Annotated in this window: 15 protein-coding genes and 1 pseudogene; 11 read left to right on the top strand and 5 right to left on the bottom strand. The window is 71.8% G+C overall.

Going from position 1 to position 14,643, the window contains the following annotated elements; genetic code table 11:
• Positions 1 to 267: 267 nt before the first annotated feature.
• From AB0E85_RS13980 to AB0E85_RS13960, 5 genes and pseudogenes are all read right to left on the bottom strand, one after another.
• On the bottom strand, positions 268 to 519 hold the full coding sequence (locus tag AB0E85_RS13980; RefSeq protein WP_361925905.1) for a phosphopantetheine-binding protein: 252 nt from the start codon (positions 517 to 519) through the stop codon (positions 268 to 270).
• 95 nt (positions 520 to 614) lie between these two features.
• Positions 615 to 1,652, bottom strand: a pseudogene (locus tag AB0E85_RS13975) (beta-ketoacyl-ACP synthase III); the annotation flags it as partial.
• Positions 1,649 to 2,695: a beta-ketoacyl-ACP synthase 3 gene (locus AB0E85_RS13970; protein WP_361925903.1), complete on the bottom strand. Its 1,047-nt coding sequence runs from the start codon at positions 2,693 to 2,695 to the stop codon at positions 1,649 to 1,651. The pseudogene AB0E85_RS13975 and the gene AB0E85_RS13970, both read right to left, overlap by 4 nt.
• A 101-nt stretch (positions 2,696 to 2,796) precedes the next feature.
• The gene (locus AB0E85_RS13965; protein ID WP_361925901.1) at positions 2,797 to 3,684 is read right to left on the bottom strand and encodes an arylamine N-acetyltransferase; all 888 of its coding nucleotides are present in this window, start codon (positions 3,682 to 3,684) and stop codon (positions 2,797 to 2,799) included.
• Positions 3,681 to 4,892 (bottom strand): NAD(P)/FAD-dependent oxidoreductase, encoded by a 1,212-nt coding sequence (locus AB0E85_RS13960; protein ID WP_361925899.1) that lies wholly within the window; start codon positions 4,890 to 4,892, stop codon positions 3,681 to 3,683. Before AB0E85_RS13960 ends, AB0E85_RS13965 begins: the two co-directional genes overlap by 4 nt.
• Before the next feature lie 264 nt (positions 4,893 to 5,156).
• Here AB0E85_RS13960 and AB0E85_RS13955 point away from each other — a divergent pair, with 264 nt between their 5' ends.
• From AB0E85_RS13955 to AB0E85_RS13905, 11 genes are all read left to right on the top strand, one after another.
• Positions 5,157 to 5,999 (top strand): 2-amino-3,7-dideoxy-D-threo-hept-6-ulosonate synthase, encoded by an 843-nt coding sequence (locus AB0E85_RS13955; RefSeq protein ID WP_361925897.1) that lies wholly within the window; start codon positions 5,157 to 5,159, stop codon positions 5,997 to 5,999.
• Complete coding sequence (locus AB0E85_RS13950; RefSeq protein WP_361925895.1) at positions 5,996 to 7,132, top strand: 3-dehydroquinate synthase II; 1,137 nt, start codon at positions 5,996 to 5,998, stop codon at positions 7,130 to 7,132. Before AB0E85_RS13955 ends, AB0E85_RS13950 begins: the two co-directional genes overlap by 4 nt.
• A gap of 168 nt (positions 7,133 to 7,300) precedes the next feature.
• Positions 7,301 to 8,734, top strand: a complete 1,434-nt coding sequence (locus AB0E85_RS13945; protein WP_361925893.1) for a class I adenylate-forming enzyme family protein — start codon at positions 7,301 to 7,303, stop codon at positions 8,732 to 8,734.
• Positions 8,731 to 9,942 carry an enoyl-ACP reductase FabV gene (gene fabV, locus AB0E85_RS13940; RefSeq protein WP_361925891.1) on the top strand — a complete coding sequence of 404 codons (1,212 nt, stop codon included), beginning with the start codon at positions 8,731 to 8,733 and terminating at the stop codon, positions 9,940 to 9,942. The genes AB0E85_RS13945 and fabV overlap by 4 nt, the downstream gene beginning before the upstream one ends.
• Before the next feature lies 1 nt (position 9,943).
• Positions 9,944 to 10,549 (top strand): acyl carrier protein, encoded by a 606-nt coding sequence (locus tag AB0E85_RS13935; RefSeq protein ID WP_361925889.1) that lies wholly within the window; start codon positions 9,944 to 9,946, stop codon positions 10,547 to 10,549.
• Positions 10,546 to 11,742, top strand: a complete 1,197-nt coding sequence (locus AB0E85_RS13930; protein WP_361925887.1) for a beta-ketoacyl-[acyl-carrier-protein] synthase family protein — start codon at positions 10,546 to 10,548, stop codon at positions 11,740 to 11,742. The genes AB0E85_RS13935 and AB0E85_RS13930 overlap by 4 nt, the downstream gene beginning before the upstream one ends.
• Positions 11,739 to 12,476 carry a ketosynthase gene (locus AB0E85_RS13925; RefSeq protein WP_361925885.1) on the top strand — a complete coding sequence of 246 codons (738 nt, stop codon included), beginning with the start codon at positions 11,739 to 11,741 and terminating at the stop codon, positions 12,474 to 12,476. Before AB0E85_RS13930 ends, AB0E85_RS13925 begins: the two co-directional genes overlap by 4 nt.
• 49 nt (positions 12,477 to 12,525) lie before the next feature.
• Positions 12,526 to 13,038: a hotdog fold thioesterase gene (locus tag AB0E85_RS13920; protein ID WP_361925883.1), complete on the top strand. Its 513-nt coding sequence runs from the start codon at positions 12,526 to 12,528 to the stop codon at positions 13,036 to 13,038.
• Complete coding sequence (locus AB0E85_RS13915) at positions 13,035 to 13,589, top strand: flavin reductase family protein (RefSeq protein WP_361925880.1); 555 nt, start codon at positions 13,035 to 13,037, stop codon at positions 13,587 to 13,589. Before AB0E85_RS13920 ends, AB0E85_RS13915 begins: the two co-directional genes overlap by 4 nt.
• A gap of 100 nt (positions 13,590 to 13,689) precedes the next feature.
• Positions 13,690 to 14,394, top strand: coding sequence for a 3-oxoacyl-ACP reductase FabG (fabG, locus tag AB0E85_RS13910; RefSeq protein ID WP_361925878.1), 705 nt, complete (start codon positions 13,690 to 13,692; stop codon positions 14,392 to 14,394).
• 40 nt (positions 14,395 to 14,434) lie between these two features.
• Positions 14,435 to 14,602, top strand: a complete 168-nt coding sequence (locus tag AB0E85_RS13905; RefSeq protein ID WP_361925876.1) for a hypothetical protein — start codon at positions 14,435 to 14,437, stop codon at positions 14,600 to 14,602.
• The last annotated feature ends 41 nt before the right edge of the window (positions 14,603 to 14,643 follow it).

Here is a 14,643-nt window from a genome sequence, read left to right as displayed (position 1 = left end):
ATCAGGGCCTGGTTGCCGTCACGCAGGTCGGTGGAGAGCCAGCGGGGGGCGGTGGTGACACGGTTCTGCGGCCAGGTGCGGTCCGGGATGTCGACGTGCTCGTAGCGGCCGTACTTGTGGATCGGCATGGAACTGGGCTGCTGACGGTTCGCCATGATGCTTCGGGCTCCTCAAGAGTTCCGGTACAGGCCGGCGGATGAACCGGGGAACGGACGGGCCGACCCGCGCACGACGCTGTGCGGTGGGCCGGCCCGTGGGGGTCCTTGGTCACACGGCCGCGGTGACGCGGCTCTCCAGGTAGTCGACCGCCGCGCGCACCGTCGTCAGGGCGTCGGCGTCCTCGTTGGGCACGTCCAGCCCGAACCTGCGCTGGACCAGGACGAACACCGAGACCACGGCCAGCGAGTCCAGCTCCAGGTCGTCGGTGAACGAGGCGTCGGGGGTGACCCTTTCGGCCGGCACCTCGGCGACCTCGTCGAGGATCTCCGTGAGGGTGCGGAAGACGTCGTCCCTGTTCATACTGCTGCTCCTTGGTTGTCGAACGGTGTGTGTGATGCCGGTTCGGCCGACCGCGAAGCGGGGACGGCCGGCCGGGGTGGCTCGGGTGGGGCCGGAGGAAGCCGGACGACCTGCCCGGCGTAGACGAGACCGGTGCCGAAGGCGAGCAGCAGGGCGAGACCGCCCGGCTCCGCGTCACCGTCGGCGAGCATGCGGTGCACGGCGGTGGGGATGGACGCCGCCGAGGAGTTTCCGTAGTCGACGATGGTGCGGGCCACCGCGACGTGCTCCGGTAGCGCCAGGCCCTTCACCAATTCGTCGGTGATGCGGAGGTTGGCCTGATGAGGGACGAAGGCAGCGAGGTCCTGGACGCCCACGCCCGCCTGCTCCAGCGCCCGCTGGGCCACCGGGCCCATCTCGTACGCGGCCCACTTGAAGACTTCGCGTCCCTCCATGGCGATCACCGGCCAGGGTGCGTCCCTCGCGTCGCGCAGTGACGCCCATGAGGTGCTCTGCCGGATCGTGTCCTTGTGCGAACCGTCGGATCCCCAGACGACGGGCCCGATGCCCGGTTCCCCGGACGGGCCCACCACGAACGCGCCCGCCCCGTCGCTGAAGAGGAAGGCAGTCGTCCGGTCCTCCGGATCGAGCTGCTCCGAGAGCCGTTCGACACCGATCACGAGAACGTGCCGGGCACTGCCCGCGCCGACGAGGTCGGCGGCGAGCGAAAGCCCGTAGCAGAAACCGGCACATCCCGCGGTGATGTCGAACGCCCCGGGCGCCAGGGTGCCGAGGCGGTGCGCCACGGCGACGGCGAGCGAAGGAAACTGCCGCAGGTGGGAGACGGTGGACACGATCACGCAGTCGATCTGCTCGGGCGTCAGCCCCGCGTTCGCCACGGCCTGGGCCGCCGCGGAGACCGCCATCTCCTCGACGGTCTCCTCCTCGGTGGCCCAGTAGCGGGTCCGGATGCCGGAGCGGCTGCGGATCCACTCGTCGGAGCTGTCGATCCGCTCGCACAGCATGGCGTTGCTGACCAGCCGTGACGGTACATAGGTGCCGACTCCGAGGATCCCCGCGGGCGTTCCGTGTGACCGCCGGGCGATGCCGACGCCGCTCCCCTCGGGCGCCAGGGGGATGCCGGGGCCCGTCATGCCGTCCCCACCGCCCCGGCGAACTCCGCGGAGGACCGGTCCGGTGCGCCGAAGTCGCCCTCGCCGCACCAGCGCACCAGGGTGGCCCCCATGCTCACCCCGGACCCGAATGCGGCCAGCACGACGAGATCCCCGGGGGAGAGCCTGCCGTTGTCGAGCGCGTCGCGCAGCACCAGAGGGACGCTGGCGCCCGAGGTGTTGCCGTACTTCTGGACGTTCGTCACCGTCCGGTCCTGGGGCACCCCCAACGCGTCCACGATGCCGTGGACGATGTACAGATTGGCCTGATGCAGGGCGAAGAGGTCCACGTCGGACGGAGTGAGCCCGTTGCCGGCCAGCAACTCCTCGATGAAGCCGGGCACCTCGCCCACGGCGAACTCCCGCACCGCGGGGCCGGACAGCTGGGCGAAGTTGTCACCGAACGCGCTCTGCCGGGGCCGGCCGTCCCTGGCGCGGCGTTCCTCCCGCGCCACCCACACCGCCCGGTACCGCGTCGGGTCACTGCGCAGCAACGTGGGACCGATCCCGGCGCCCGGGGCGCACGGCTCCAGCAGGTAGCACGCCGCGCCGTCGCCGAAGATGACGGCGGGGCCGACGTCCTTCCAGTCCAGTGTCTTGGTGCTGACGTCGGCCATCACCACCGCGACCCGGCGGTAGGCGCCCGAGGCGACGTATTTGGCGCCCACGTCCAGCGCGAACACACTGCCGGGGCAGGCACCGCTGTTGACGTCGAAGCCGGTCGCGCCGGTCGCGCCGGCCTTGTCGATGACGAGCATCGCCGTGGGCGGCGCCATGTTGTCGGGGGTGTACGTGCCGCAGATCACCAGGTCCACGTCGGCGGGCGTGATCCCGGCACGGTCACAGGCGTCCCGCAGGGCCCGGGCGCCGAGATCGGAGGTCCACTCGTCGTCGGCCGCCACGCGACGGGTCTCGACGCCGATGTTCTCCCGTATCCAGTCGTCCCGGGTGATGAGAATCTCTTCCAGGTCGACGTTGCTGAGGACTTTCTCGGGAAGGTAGGCGCCCACGGCGCGGATTCCCACGCCGTGGAATTTCTCTTGCCGTTGGTCGGCAGATCGCATCATGCAGTTCCTGTCCGTTTTCCAGCGAGCCCGTTCATGCGGAACCCCACAGCGGGAATGGCTCAGCCGATTCCGGGAAGAGGAGCACGGCGGTTCTTGCGGGTGCTTTCCCACAACCGCACAGCCCTTTCCACAAGCTGCTCTTCATGGCCGTAGAACACCGCGGAAATGGCCTTTTCGGCCTCCGCTGCGGTGGCGAGATATTCGACGTGTTCCCGACCGTGTTCGGCGCGGACGAAGTTCTCCCGCATCAAGATCAGCTTGCCGTCCGGCACCACCCTGGAGCACAGCAGGCTGCCCGTGAGGGGGGAATCGGCGGCCTCCATGTGGTAGTCGACGATCCACTCGTAGTCGGCGAGCTCCAGTGGCCGGGAGGTGAAGCGGTAGACCGGCACCCAGCCGCCGTCCGGCGTGCGGCGCACCACGACGCGGTGCCCGTCGGCGGTGTCCACCCGGTACGTCCAGCCGGACTGGGTGTGCTCGCCGCCGTCGGCGCGCAGGGGTTCCAGGATCGTCAGCATCAGGAAGCTGACGTCGACGACCCACTCGGCCCCCTCCGCCTCCACCAGGAGCAGCAGGTGGTCCCAGCGTGGAGCCCACTGGCCGTTGACGCGCCAGGCCTGAGCCGCCACCAGCCGCACCCCGAACCCGGCGTCGCGCAGAAAGCGGCCCAGCAGCGGGGTGGTCTCCAGGCACGTCCCGCCCTCCTGGCGGAGCACCACCTTGTCGAAGACACCGGGAAGATCCAGCGCGGGCCGCCGTCCGTCCAGGGCGTCGAGCATCTCGTACGGCACGACCCTCAGATGGGCCCGCACCAGGGATCTCAGGCAGTCGACGGACGGTTCCAGCGGCTGGTCGTGGCCGAGCCGCCGCAGATACGCGTCAGTCGGCAGCCCCGCGCCGAAGGTGCGGCGGGACGTCCCCGACGGAGCCGTGAGCGGCGAGGTCACCCCAGCACCCCTTCCGGGACGCCGGCCCACAGCGGACGCAGCTCGGGCTGTCCCAGCACCATGGGCAGGAAGTCCGGCAGCGCGTCACCGTGCTCCGTGGCCTGTTCACCGGGGAGCGGGGCGAGCGTGGTGCGCTGCATCTCCTGGAAGTCCTCGACGAAGGGCACGCGCAGGCTCAGCAGCTCCTGAAGGAATCGTGTCGAACCGCTGTCGGCCACGGCCCGGAGGATGCCTTCGGCCGCCCATGCCGCGTCCTGCAAAGAGGTGTTGAGCCCCTGCCCGCCGAACGCGTGCATCGCGTGTGCGCTGTCTCCGATGAGCAGGACGTTGCCGTCCAGCCAGCGGTCGGGGCGCACCATGTGGTGCTGGACCTGGCGGTGCGGCACCTCGTCCCAGCCGCGTGCGGCCACGTGCGGCGCGAAGACGGCCGCCAGCTCGGGAGCCGCCTCGCCGAGCCTCCCGGCCAGCTCGGCGAACGGGGCCGCCAGGGCGGCGTCGACCTGCTGCTCCCGGGTGATCCACACGACGATGAGCCGGTCGCCGGGGTACGGCATGGACAGCACGTAGGCGTCGTCCGTGAAGTGCATGGTGATGCGGGCGCCCCAGCCGGGCGGGGCGGGTACCAGGAAGTCCAGGTATCCCTTGTCGTACGGGAAGACGTGGGTGGGGATCCCGGCGAGGTCGCGCACGGTGGAGAACTTGCCGTCGGAGCCGACGACGAAGTCCGGCCGCAGCAGATGCGTGCCGTCGGCGTCCCGGACGACCAGCTCGCGCCGCGCGCCCTCACCGCCCCTCAGCTCCGTCACTTCGGCGCCCAGCCGTAGCTCCACGCCGGGCAGTTCGCCGATTGCCGCCAGCAGCGCACCCCGCAGAGCGGTGACCGGCACGGTGAGCGCGTAGGGCAGGGGCACGTCGGGCAGGTCGCTGTAGGCGTACCGGGCGACCTGCCGCCCCCGCACGCTGACCTCGCCGCTGCTGATCTCGCCGGCGCCTGCCCGGACCTCGTCCAGGAGACCGGCGCGCTCCAGGACGCGCAGGGTGACGGGCTGCAACACCGGCGCGCCCGCCTGCCGGGTCAGGTCGATCCGAGGGCTGCGCTCCAGCACGGTGACGCGATGGCCGGCACGGCCGAGGAGCAGGGCGAGCAGCAGTCCGGCGGGGCCCGCCCCCACCACACATGCCGTCGAGCTCGGTGGATGGTCCGACATTCGTCTTCTCCTTGGGCTGGCAGGAACGGGAATTCCCGCTGAATCGGCGGAGGGTGCGCATGGAATCGCGCATCGGATCCTTCCGGGCGACCGGCACGGGCCGACAGACCCGGCCGCCCTGACCGAATGGCGCACCCTGGCCCCCTCGAACGGTGCACCCGCCCAACGGAATTCCGGTGCCCGGGTCGGGCAGGGTATCCGGGCCTTGGCGCCGCCGACGCGACGGGTGATCGTTGTGGCGTCGTCGAGGAAATGAGGTTCTGAATGTCACGCTGGTCCCCCGGAAAAAATCTGAGATTGAGCAGGCTCGGTCCGCAGGACGGGCGTTATCTCTTCGTTCCGCTGGACCATTCGCTGGCGGACGGTCCCATCGCCGACGAACAGCGCTTTCAGCAACTGGTCCACGAAGTGGTGGCCGGCGGCGCGGACGCCGTCGTCGTACACAAGGGACGGGCACGGGGTATTGACCCGCGGTCGCTGCGGGGCAGCGCTCTCGTGGTCCATCTCAGCGGCAGCACGCCACACGCCCGGGACGCCGATGCGAAGGTGCTCGTCGGCTCCGTGGAGGACGCGATCCGGCTCGGTGCCGATGCCGTCAGCGTCCATGTGAACGTGGGGTCGGACACCGAGGCCGAGCAACTGGCCGATCTCGGCACCGTGGCGAGCGCCTGCGAGCGCTGGGGCATGCCCCTGTTGGCCATGGTGTACCCGCGGGGTCCGCGGATCTCGGATCCGCATGACCCCACGACCCTGGCCCATGTCGTCAACATCGCCGCCGACCTGGGCGCGGACCTGGTGAAGACGACCTGGTCGGCCCCCTTCGGCGCGATGGCCGACGTGGTGGCCAGCAGCCCGATCCCGGTCCTCGTCGCCGGAGGCCCTCCGGGCAGCGGCGAACTGACGGACTACGCCCGTGCCGCGCTGGAGGCCGGTTGCAGCGGTCTCGCCGTCGGACGCCGCGTCTTCCAGCACACCGACCCCCGCAGGGCGGTCCAGGAACTGGCGGCCGTCGTGCACTGCCCGGCCGGCGACCCGAACCGGGTCCTGACCGAAATCTCCTCTTTTCCCGTCTCCTCTCCCTCTCACGCATTGGCAGGTTCCCGGTGAAGTTTGGATGGATTGACCTCCGCGGCGTCCCCGCCGAGCACTACGACGCGGTCGTCGAGGCCGCGATCCACGCGAAGATCGAGGGCATCGTCGCCGACGAGCCCGGCCGCCTGGCCGCGCTGCCCCCCACCGTCAAGCGCGTACTGCTGCCGTCGCAGCAGCTCTTCCCGTCGGCCGTGGCGGCTCCCGCCGAGGACGCCCCGGCCACGCCGGACGTACTCCTCACCCGGCTCACGCACTCGGACGACCTCGACCGGCTGCGGCTCGACGTCGCCGGTACCGGCCATGAGCCGGCCGCGTTCGTCGACGTCGTCGACGACCCCACGCTCAAGCTCGCCTGCTCCGCGGCGCGGGAACTGCCGTACACGGTGGTGCAGTTCCAGGACCCGACCAAGATCCCGCTGGAGATCGTGATCGCCGCCGCGGACAAGACGCCCGGCCAGCTCATCTGCCAGGCGAACGACCTCGAAGAGGCCGGCATCATCCTCGATGTGCTGGAGAAGGGCTCCGAGGGCGTCATGTTCGCGCCCCAGGACGCCAACGAGGTCTTCGGCTTCGCCGAGCTGCTGCGCGTGCAGACCCCGGACCTGGACCTCACCACGCTCACGGTGGAGTCCATCGAGCACAACGGTCTCGGCGACCGGGTCTGCGTCGACACCTCGACCCACTTCGCGGAGGACGAGGGCATCCTGGTCGGCTCGTACGCCCACGGCTTCGTCCTGTGCGTCAGCGAGACGCACCCACTGCCCTACATGCCGACCCGCCCGTTCCGCGTCAACGCCGGTGCCCTGCACTCGTACACCCTGGGCCTGGACAACCGGACCAACTACCTCAGCGAGCTGAAGGCCGGCTCGCCGATCCTGGCCGTGGGCGCCGACGGCCGTACTCGCCGTGTCGTGGTGGGCCGGATCAAGCTGGAGTCCCGCCCCCTGCTGACCATCAAGGCGGTCGCCGAGGACGGCACCGAGGTCAGCCTCACCGTCCAGGACGACTGGCACGTCCGGGTGCTGGGCCCCGGCGCCGCGGTGCTCAACGTCACCGAGCTGAAGCAGGGCGACAAACTCCTCGGCTACGTGTCCGCCGAGAAGCGGCACGTCGGATGGCCGGTCAAGGAGTACTGCGTCGAGAAGTGACGCGCCGTCAACCACCGGGTTCCGATCCCCCGCGGAGCCCGGTCACCGAGACCGGCCGTGCCCCGAAGCGGCTCCCCCACCCGGGGAGCGCCGCGCCGCCCGGGCCCAAGAGGCCCAGGTGCGGGCACGGCCGGTCCGTCCCCCCGACTCGCCGTTGGAGGTATCCCCGTGACTGTTTCCCAGCCCGTGACGATCCCCTGGTGGGGAGCCGAGTTGCTGGGCAGTCGGCCGGACCACGACATCTGGGCCCGCACCTGCCGTGACGTGACCTGGGCCGAGCTGAGAAGCCAGGTGACGCGGAGAATCGACATCTTCGCCGCGCACGGTATAGGCCCGGGCAGCTCCGTGGCCCTGCGTCTGCCGCCCAGCCTCACCGGCATCTGGTCGCTCCTGGCCCTGTGGTCGCTGGGCGCCCAGGTCCAGCTCCTCGACCACCGGCTCAAGCCCGCCGAGGTGCAGCGCGTTCTCGACCTGTGCCGGCCGCGGTACTACGCCCACACCACCGACGAGACCGCCACACAGTTCCAGGACGAGTGCGAGGTGTACGTCGAGTGGCGGCGCGACGGAACCCCGGCCCGTACCGACCACTGCCTGGTGCAGTTCAGCTCCGGCTCGACGGGCCGGCCGAAGGTCATCGGGCGCTCGGCCGCGTCCTTGCGCAGCGAGCTCGACGCGTTCTCGCGCATCCCCGGGATGCCGCGCCGGGGCGAGCGTGTGCTGCTGCTCAGCTCCACCGTGCATTCGCTGGGTCTCATCGGCGGTGTGCTCCACGCCATGAGCGTCGGCGCCACCCTCGTCTTCACCTCCCATCTGCAGCCGCCGTCCCTCGCGGCGACGCTCGCGGAGGAGGACATCGACGCGGTCTTCGGCGTCCCCTTCCACTACGACCTGCTCGGCCGGGTGCCCGACCCGCCGGCGGCACCCCGGCTCCGTCTCGCCGTCAGCGGCGGCGAACGGCTCCGTGAGGACGTGCACCGAAGGTTCGAGGAGCGCTACGGCCTGCGCATCGGGCAGGCCTACGGGATGACCGAGACCGGCATCGTCGCCACCGACCTCACCGGGGAGTTCGCACCGCCCGTCGTCGGCAGGGTGGCGCCCGGGGTGCACACCCGGGTCCGACGCGGTGAGCTGTGGGTGCGGCTCGACCGGTCGCCGTACCTCCAGGACGAGGGCACCGAACGCTACGTGGACGGCTGGCTCAACTCCAAGGACCTCGCCCACTACTGCGAGGCCGACGGCACCCTGCGGATCGCGGGCCGCTCGGACTCGCTCGTGGCCATCGGCGGGCTCAAGGTCGACCTGATGGAGATCGAGCAAGAACTGGCGCTGCACCCCTGCGTCCGTGAGGTCGTGGTCGTTCACGCGGAGGGCGGCATCGAGGCGCACGTCGGGGCCCCTGAGGGCCTCACGGTCTCCGACCTGATGGCCTTCGCCCGCGAACGGCTCAGCAACTTCAAGATCCCGCGGCGCATCCACGTCGTGCCGGCCCTCCCGCGCACCGCCAACGGCAAGCTGCTGCGTTCCGCGGAACTGCTGCGCGCCGCGCACGGCACGGCGACGAGCCGCCCGTCCGCGGCCGGTTCGGCGGGAGGTTCCCCGTGATCATCGAGCCGGTGCGGCGCGGCGCCACATGGGCCACCGCGCACCCCGACGGCCGCAGCCTCCTCGTCCGCCGCACCATCGACGCCATCCGGGCCCGCGGCAGCCGGCCCGGGCCCCGCGCCGTCCTCGTCATCGGCGCCTCGTCCGGACTCGGCCTGGCGACCCGTCTCGCCGCGGCCTTCGGCCATGGGGCCGCCACCGTCGGCGTCTGTCTGGAGCGGCCGGGCGCCCCCAACCGGCCCGGCACCGCCGGCTGGTACAACGCCGCGGCCACGCAGCGTGAACTGGCGGCGGCCGGGCTGTACGGTCGGCTGGTCGTCGGCGACGCGTTCGCCGACGAGGTGAAGGAGCGCACCGCCCGGCTCGTCGCCAGGGAACTCGGTGGCGTCGACCTGGTCGTGCACAGCGTCGCGGCGCCGCGCAGGACCGACCCGGTCACCGGCCGGGTGCACCGTTCGGTCATCAAGACCACCGGCGAGCCCTTCACGGAGAAGGCGTTCGACGCCTCGTCCGGATCCGTCCGCCACCACACCACGCCGGCGGCCACCCCGCAGGAGATCGACGACACGGTCCGTGTCATGGGCGGCGCGGACTGGGAACGCTGGATCGACGTCCTCGAAAAGCACGGCGCGCTCCGCGCCGGCGCCCGCACCGTGGCCTTCAGCTACGTCGGCAACTCCTGGCTCGCTCCCACCTACCGTGACGGCACCCTGGGCCGGGCGAAACAGCACCTGGAGTCCACGGCACGCGCCCTGCACCACCGCATGGCGGCCCACGGCGGCGCCGCCCACGCTGCCGTCATGCGCGCCCTGGTGACCCCCGCCAGCCAGGCCATGCCGGTGCAGGCGCTCTACACCCTGCTGCTGCACCGCGTCACCCGCGAAGCCGGCCTGCTGGAGACCACCGACGACCAGGCACGCAGATTGCTGGAGCACCTGTACCCGGGGGCGCGCGCCACCGTCGATGCCGAGGGCCGTATCCGGCTGGACGACATCGAGATGCGCGGCGACGTGCAGGAGGAGATCCGGCGCCGCTGGGACAAGGTCCACGACGCGGCGACCCTGGCGGAGCTGGGCGACCTGGAGGCGTACCTCACCACCACCCGGCAGCTGCACGGCTTCGGCGTCGACGGCGTGGACTACGCGGCCGCGACGGACCCGGTCCATGCCCTGCCCGATGCCCTGATGATCCCTGACCCGAGGAACTGACGTGACGACCGTAGACACCCACCGCATCACCGACTTCGTGCTCGGCGTGATCCGGGACATGCTCAACATGCCCCTGCCGCCGACGATCTCACCGGCCACGCCCCTGGGCGCCGACGGCCTCGAACTGGAGTCGCTGTCGTTCGTCGAGCTCACGGTCCACGTCGAGCGCGAGTACGGCATTCAGGTCGATGACGAGACGGTCGACGGGTTCGCCCACACGACCCTCGGGGAACTGGTCGCCGGCATCCGGGCCCGCATCGCGGACAAGGCCCTGGTCGGCGGCCCGTCCGCAGCCTCGCCCGAGCCGGAGTCCTTCGGGCCCCAGTCGCCCGGCCTGCGCGATGTGAAGCGGCTGCTGGCGCTCAGCCAGATCATCCCCACCGCGGACCCTGACGACATCGCCGACGACGCAGACGTCGTCCTCGACTCGCTCACCGTGGTGTGGTTCCTCTACCAGCTGAAGGAACAGCACGGCATCGAGCTGGAGATCGACCACGCCCAGGCCGCGGACATCACCTCGGTCGGCGCGCTTCACGACTTCCTGCGTGCCCAAGTCGGCCTTCTCGCAGGAGCGGGAGAACCGCGGGGGGAGGTCGTCGGATCGTGACCACCGCACCCGACGACGCCCTCGTCACCGGGTACGGCGTCCTGACCGCGCACGGGTTCGGCGAGGAGGCGTTGCGCACAGGCGTCTTCGCGGGCCGCCCGGCGTTCCGCCGGGTCGAGCGCTTCGACACCGGCCCGTTCCGGGGACGGTATGCCGCCGTCCCCGCAACCGCCCCGCTGCCCGGCGTCGGCCCCGAACAGACCCCGAGTCAGCGCGAAGCCCTCGTCGCCTGCGGGCGAGCCGCGCTCGACATGGCCGGGCTGGCCGGGCACCCAAGCGTCGACGTGCTCGTCGGCACCCAGGGGGACCATCGCGAGGTGACCACGTTCTGGTCCGGGCGGCAGCACGGCGCCGACGACGGCGTCGACCAGCGTGTGGTGGAGAGCCTGCCCGCGGCGCTGCCCGGGCTCGTCGCGTCCGACCTCGGTGTCACCGGCCGACGCCTGGCGTTCGTCAACGCCTGCGTCGCCTCGGCCAACGCGCTGATCCACGGCGCGCGGCTGATCCGCTCGGGTCGTGCCGACACCGTGCTGTGCGCGGGGGCGTATCTGGTGGAGCGCGAGTTCTTCGCCAAGTTCGACTCCGGCCGGGCCTTCGCCACCGACGGCCAGGTCCGTCCGTTCTCCGCCGACCGCACAGGCCTGCTGCTGGGCGACGGCGTCGCCGCACTGGTCCTGGAGTCGGCTACCCGGGTCCGTGCCCGCGGTGGGGATCCGCTCGCCCGGATCGGCGGATGGGGCATCGCCTCCGACGCGCACCACGTCTGCCAGCCGCACCCGCAGGGGCGGGGCCTGTCCACGGCCATGACGACCGCGATCCGGCACGCGGGCGCGGCACCCGAGGAGATCGGCTACGTCAACGCCCACGGCACCGGAACCAAGATCAATGACAGTGCCGAGACGGCCGCCCTGCACCGGACCTTCGGGACGGCGGCCCGCACCGTGCCGGTCAGCTCCACCAAGAGCACCACGGGTCACATGCTGGAGGGTTCGGGCGCCGTCGAGGCCGCGATCAGCCTGTACGCCCTGCGTCACGGGATCCTCCCGCCCACCGCCGGACACACCGCCGCGGACCCCGCGTGCGACCTGGACTGGATACCCGACGAACCGCGGACGGCCGACGTACGCCGCGTGCTCACCGCCAACGCGGCCTTCGGCGGCGTCAACACCGCGATCGTGCTGGAGCGCCCATGACCACCCCGACCGCATCCGAGAACCTGCGCGCACCGGCCCTCGTGGTGGGGGCCGCGGCCGTTCCGCGGCCCGTGGGCGATGACGGCCCACCGGCCGTTCCCGGCTTCATCGAGTCCCGTTTCAACCCGCTGGTCCGTGCGGCCGTGGATCGCTGCCTGGCCGATGCGGCACCCGCCGGGCCGGCGCGGTTCGCCGACCGTACCGCCGTCCTGCTCGTGACCCTGTTCGGCGACGCCACCACCACCGATCTGGCGGGTCGACGGCTCCAGGAGGGCCGGGCACACAACCCGCTGCTCTTCTACCAGTCGGTGCCGACGTCCATCCTCGGCTACGTCAGCCGTGAACACGGCCTGCGCGGCGCTCTCACCTGTCTGTCGGTCGACGCCGCCTCGATGCCCGAGGCCTTCGAAACGGCCGAACTGATGCTCGCCGACGAAGAGGTGGACCAACTGCTGCTCGTCGGTGTCGAGCTGGTGGCCACGCAGCGCACCGCCGCCGTCCGGCGTCACCTGCCCTCGGCCGACCGGAACTCTCCCGAGCACGACGCGGCGGTGGCCCTGCTGCTGCGCCGGGCCGAGCCCGGTCCGGCCCCGGACACAGCGGTGACCGTCGATCTGCGCGCGGCGGCGGACGCGGGCGCACCGGCGCCTGCCGGCATCGGGCGGCTGCACGGACTCGGTTCGCTGTGGGCCACCGCGCAGGCTGCACGCGGCGCGTTCGCACAGGCGCCCTGAAACGGGCCCGGACCAGCACCTCTTCCCCCTCCACCCAACGGAGACACGTATGCAGAACCACTCCGCACCGGCGGCCGGCACATCCGCGGTCATGTCACCGCCCGGACCGCCGGGCAGTGCCGCCGAGCCGCCCCGCACCATCCTGTCCATCCCGCCCGACCTCCACGACGACCAGCTGATCGTCCGCATGGGTATCGAGGTCGTCTCCTGGGACCCGGAACGCCTCGTGGCGACCATGCCGGTCAAGGGCAACCAGCAGCCCTTCGGCTGGCTCCACGGCGGAGCCAACGCGGTCCTGGCCGAGACCCTCGGATCGATCGCGGCTGCCCTCCATGTGGCGCCGCACGGTGCGGTGGTCGGTCTTGAGGTGTCCTGCACCCATCACCGCCCCGCCCGGGGCGGTCCGGTCACCGGGGTCTGCACGCCCCTGCACCAAGGAGACCGCGTCGCGACGTACGCCGTGTCCGTCACCGACGACAAGGGACGCCTGACCTGCACCGCGCGGGTCAGCTGCCTCGTGCACAAGCGGGGCGGCGCCGGCCGCGCAGGGAGCCGTACATGACCATCGGCGCAGCCATGGCCGCCGGTGGCGGCGCACCCCCCGCGCAGTTGCGTCCCGACGGCGACACCTACCGCAGGGCGATGGGCCTGATGCCGACCGGTGTCACGGTCATCACGTGCGGCAGCGGTGACCGCACCGAGGCGCTCACCGCCAGCTCGGTGACCTCGGTGTCCCTCGATCCGCTCCTGCTGCTCATCAGCATCGGCGCACACGGCCGGATGCGGCGGCGGATCGACGAGCTCGGGGCCTTCACCGTCAACGTGCTGGCGAGCGGCCAGGAGGACCTCTCGGCCGTCTTCGCCGCACACGACCGCCCCGGTGGTCCGGCCGCGCAGCAGATCCTCGGCACGCGCGTCGGCCGCACGGGCAACGTCCTGGTGTCCGGAGCTCTGCTCTCGGTCGACTGCCGGGTCGAGCACCGGTATCCGGGCGGCGACCACGTCATCGTCCTCGGCCGCGTGGAGGCGCTGCACACCCGGGGCGATCCCGCGGCTCCGCTGGTGTACCACCGCGGCGGCTACGCGACCCTCGCCCAGGAGGTGGCCGCCTGATGCGCAAGGCAATCCCGGGCGCCGGAGCCGTCCCTGTCCTGTTCCCGCGGCCGGCCTGTCGCCGCGGCCTACCGAACCGCGCGAAAGACGGTGGTACCGCATGACCCGTTCGATCCTCGTCACCGGCGGCAACCGTGGCATAGGACTCGCCGTCGCGCGGGCGTTCGCCGAGCAGGGCGACCGGGTCGCCGTCACGCACCGGGGCAGCGGTGTGCCCGACGGCCTGCTCGGCCTCACCTGTGATGTGCGGGACCCGGACCAGATCGACAAGGCCGTCACCGCCGCGGAGGAAGCCCATGGCCCGCTGGACGCCGTGGTCGCCAACGCGGGCGTCACGGACGACCGGCTGATTCTGCGCATGTCCGACGACGACTTCGGCCGGGTGCTGGACACCAACCTCGGCGGTGCTTTCCGCGTCGCCCGGCGGGCCGCCGAAACCATGGTCGGGCGCCGGCGCGGCCGCCTGGTGTTCGTCTCGTCCGTCGCCGGTCTGCGCGGCTCGGCCGGGCAGGCGAACTACGCGTCCAGCAAGTCGGGCCTGGTCGGGCTCGCCCGGTCGCTCGCCCGGGAACTGGGGCCGCGCGGCATCACCGCGAACGTGGTGGCTCCCGGACTCGTCGACACCGACATGACGGAGGCGCTGTCCGCGCGGCAACGCGACCGCATCCTGCAGGACGTCCCACTGGGCCGCAGTGCCCGACCGTCGGAGGTGGCCTCCGCCGTGCTGTGGCTCGCCTCGGAGCAGGCGGGTTACGTCACCGGCGCGGTGCTGCCGGTCGACGGGGGCCTCGGCATGGGCCACTAGGTCTCTGCTGGAAACCTCATCGTCGAAGGAGCGTGCGCACATGGCAGAACAGACATCGTGGCACCGGCCCGGCCCCGACTCACCCGCTCCGGACGGGAGACTCTGCTGGTGGGCGGCGCTGACCTCGCTCCCCCTCGATGTCCTCCCGGGCCTCGCGGGCTGTGAGGACGACCCGGCGGAGCGCCACATCGTCCGCAGCGTCGACTGACATCCCAGGTCGACCGCCCTACCGGCCGCGGCCGGTACCGG

Origin of the sequence: Streptomyces sp. NPDC029044 (assembly GCF_040637495.1) — a bacterium.
GTDB lineage: Bacteria > Actinomycetota > Actinomycetes > Streptomycetales > Streptomycetaceae > Streptomyces.
The sequence above is the reverse complement of the archived record's forward strand: the minus strand, read 5'-3'. Positions and strand labels throughout refer to the sequence as shown.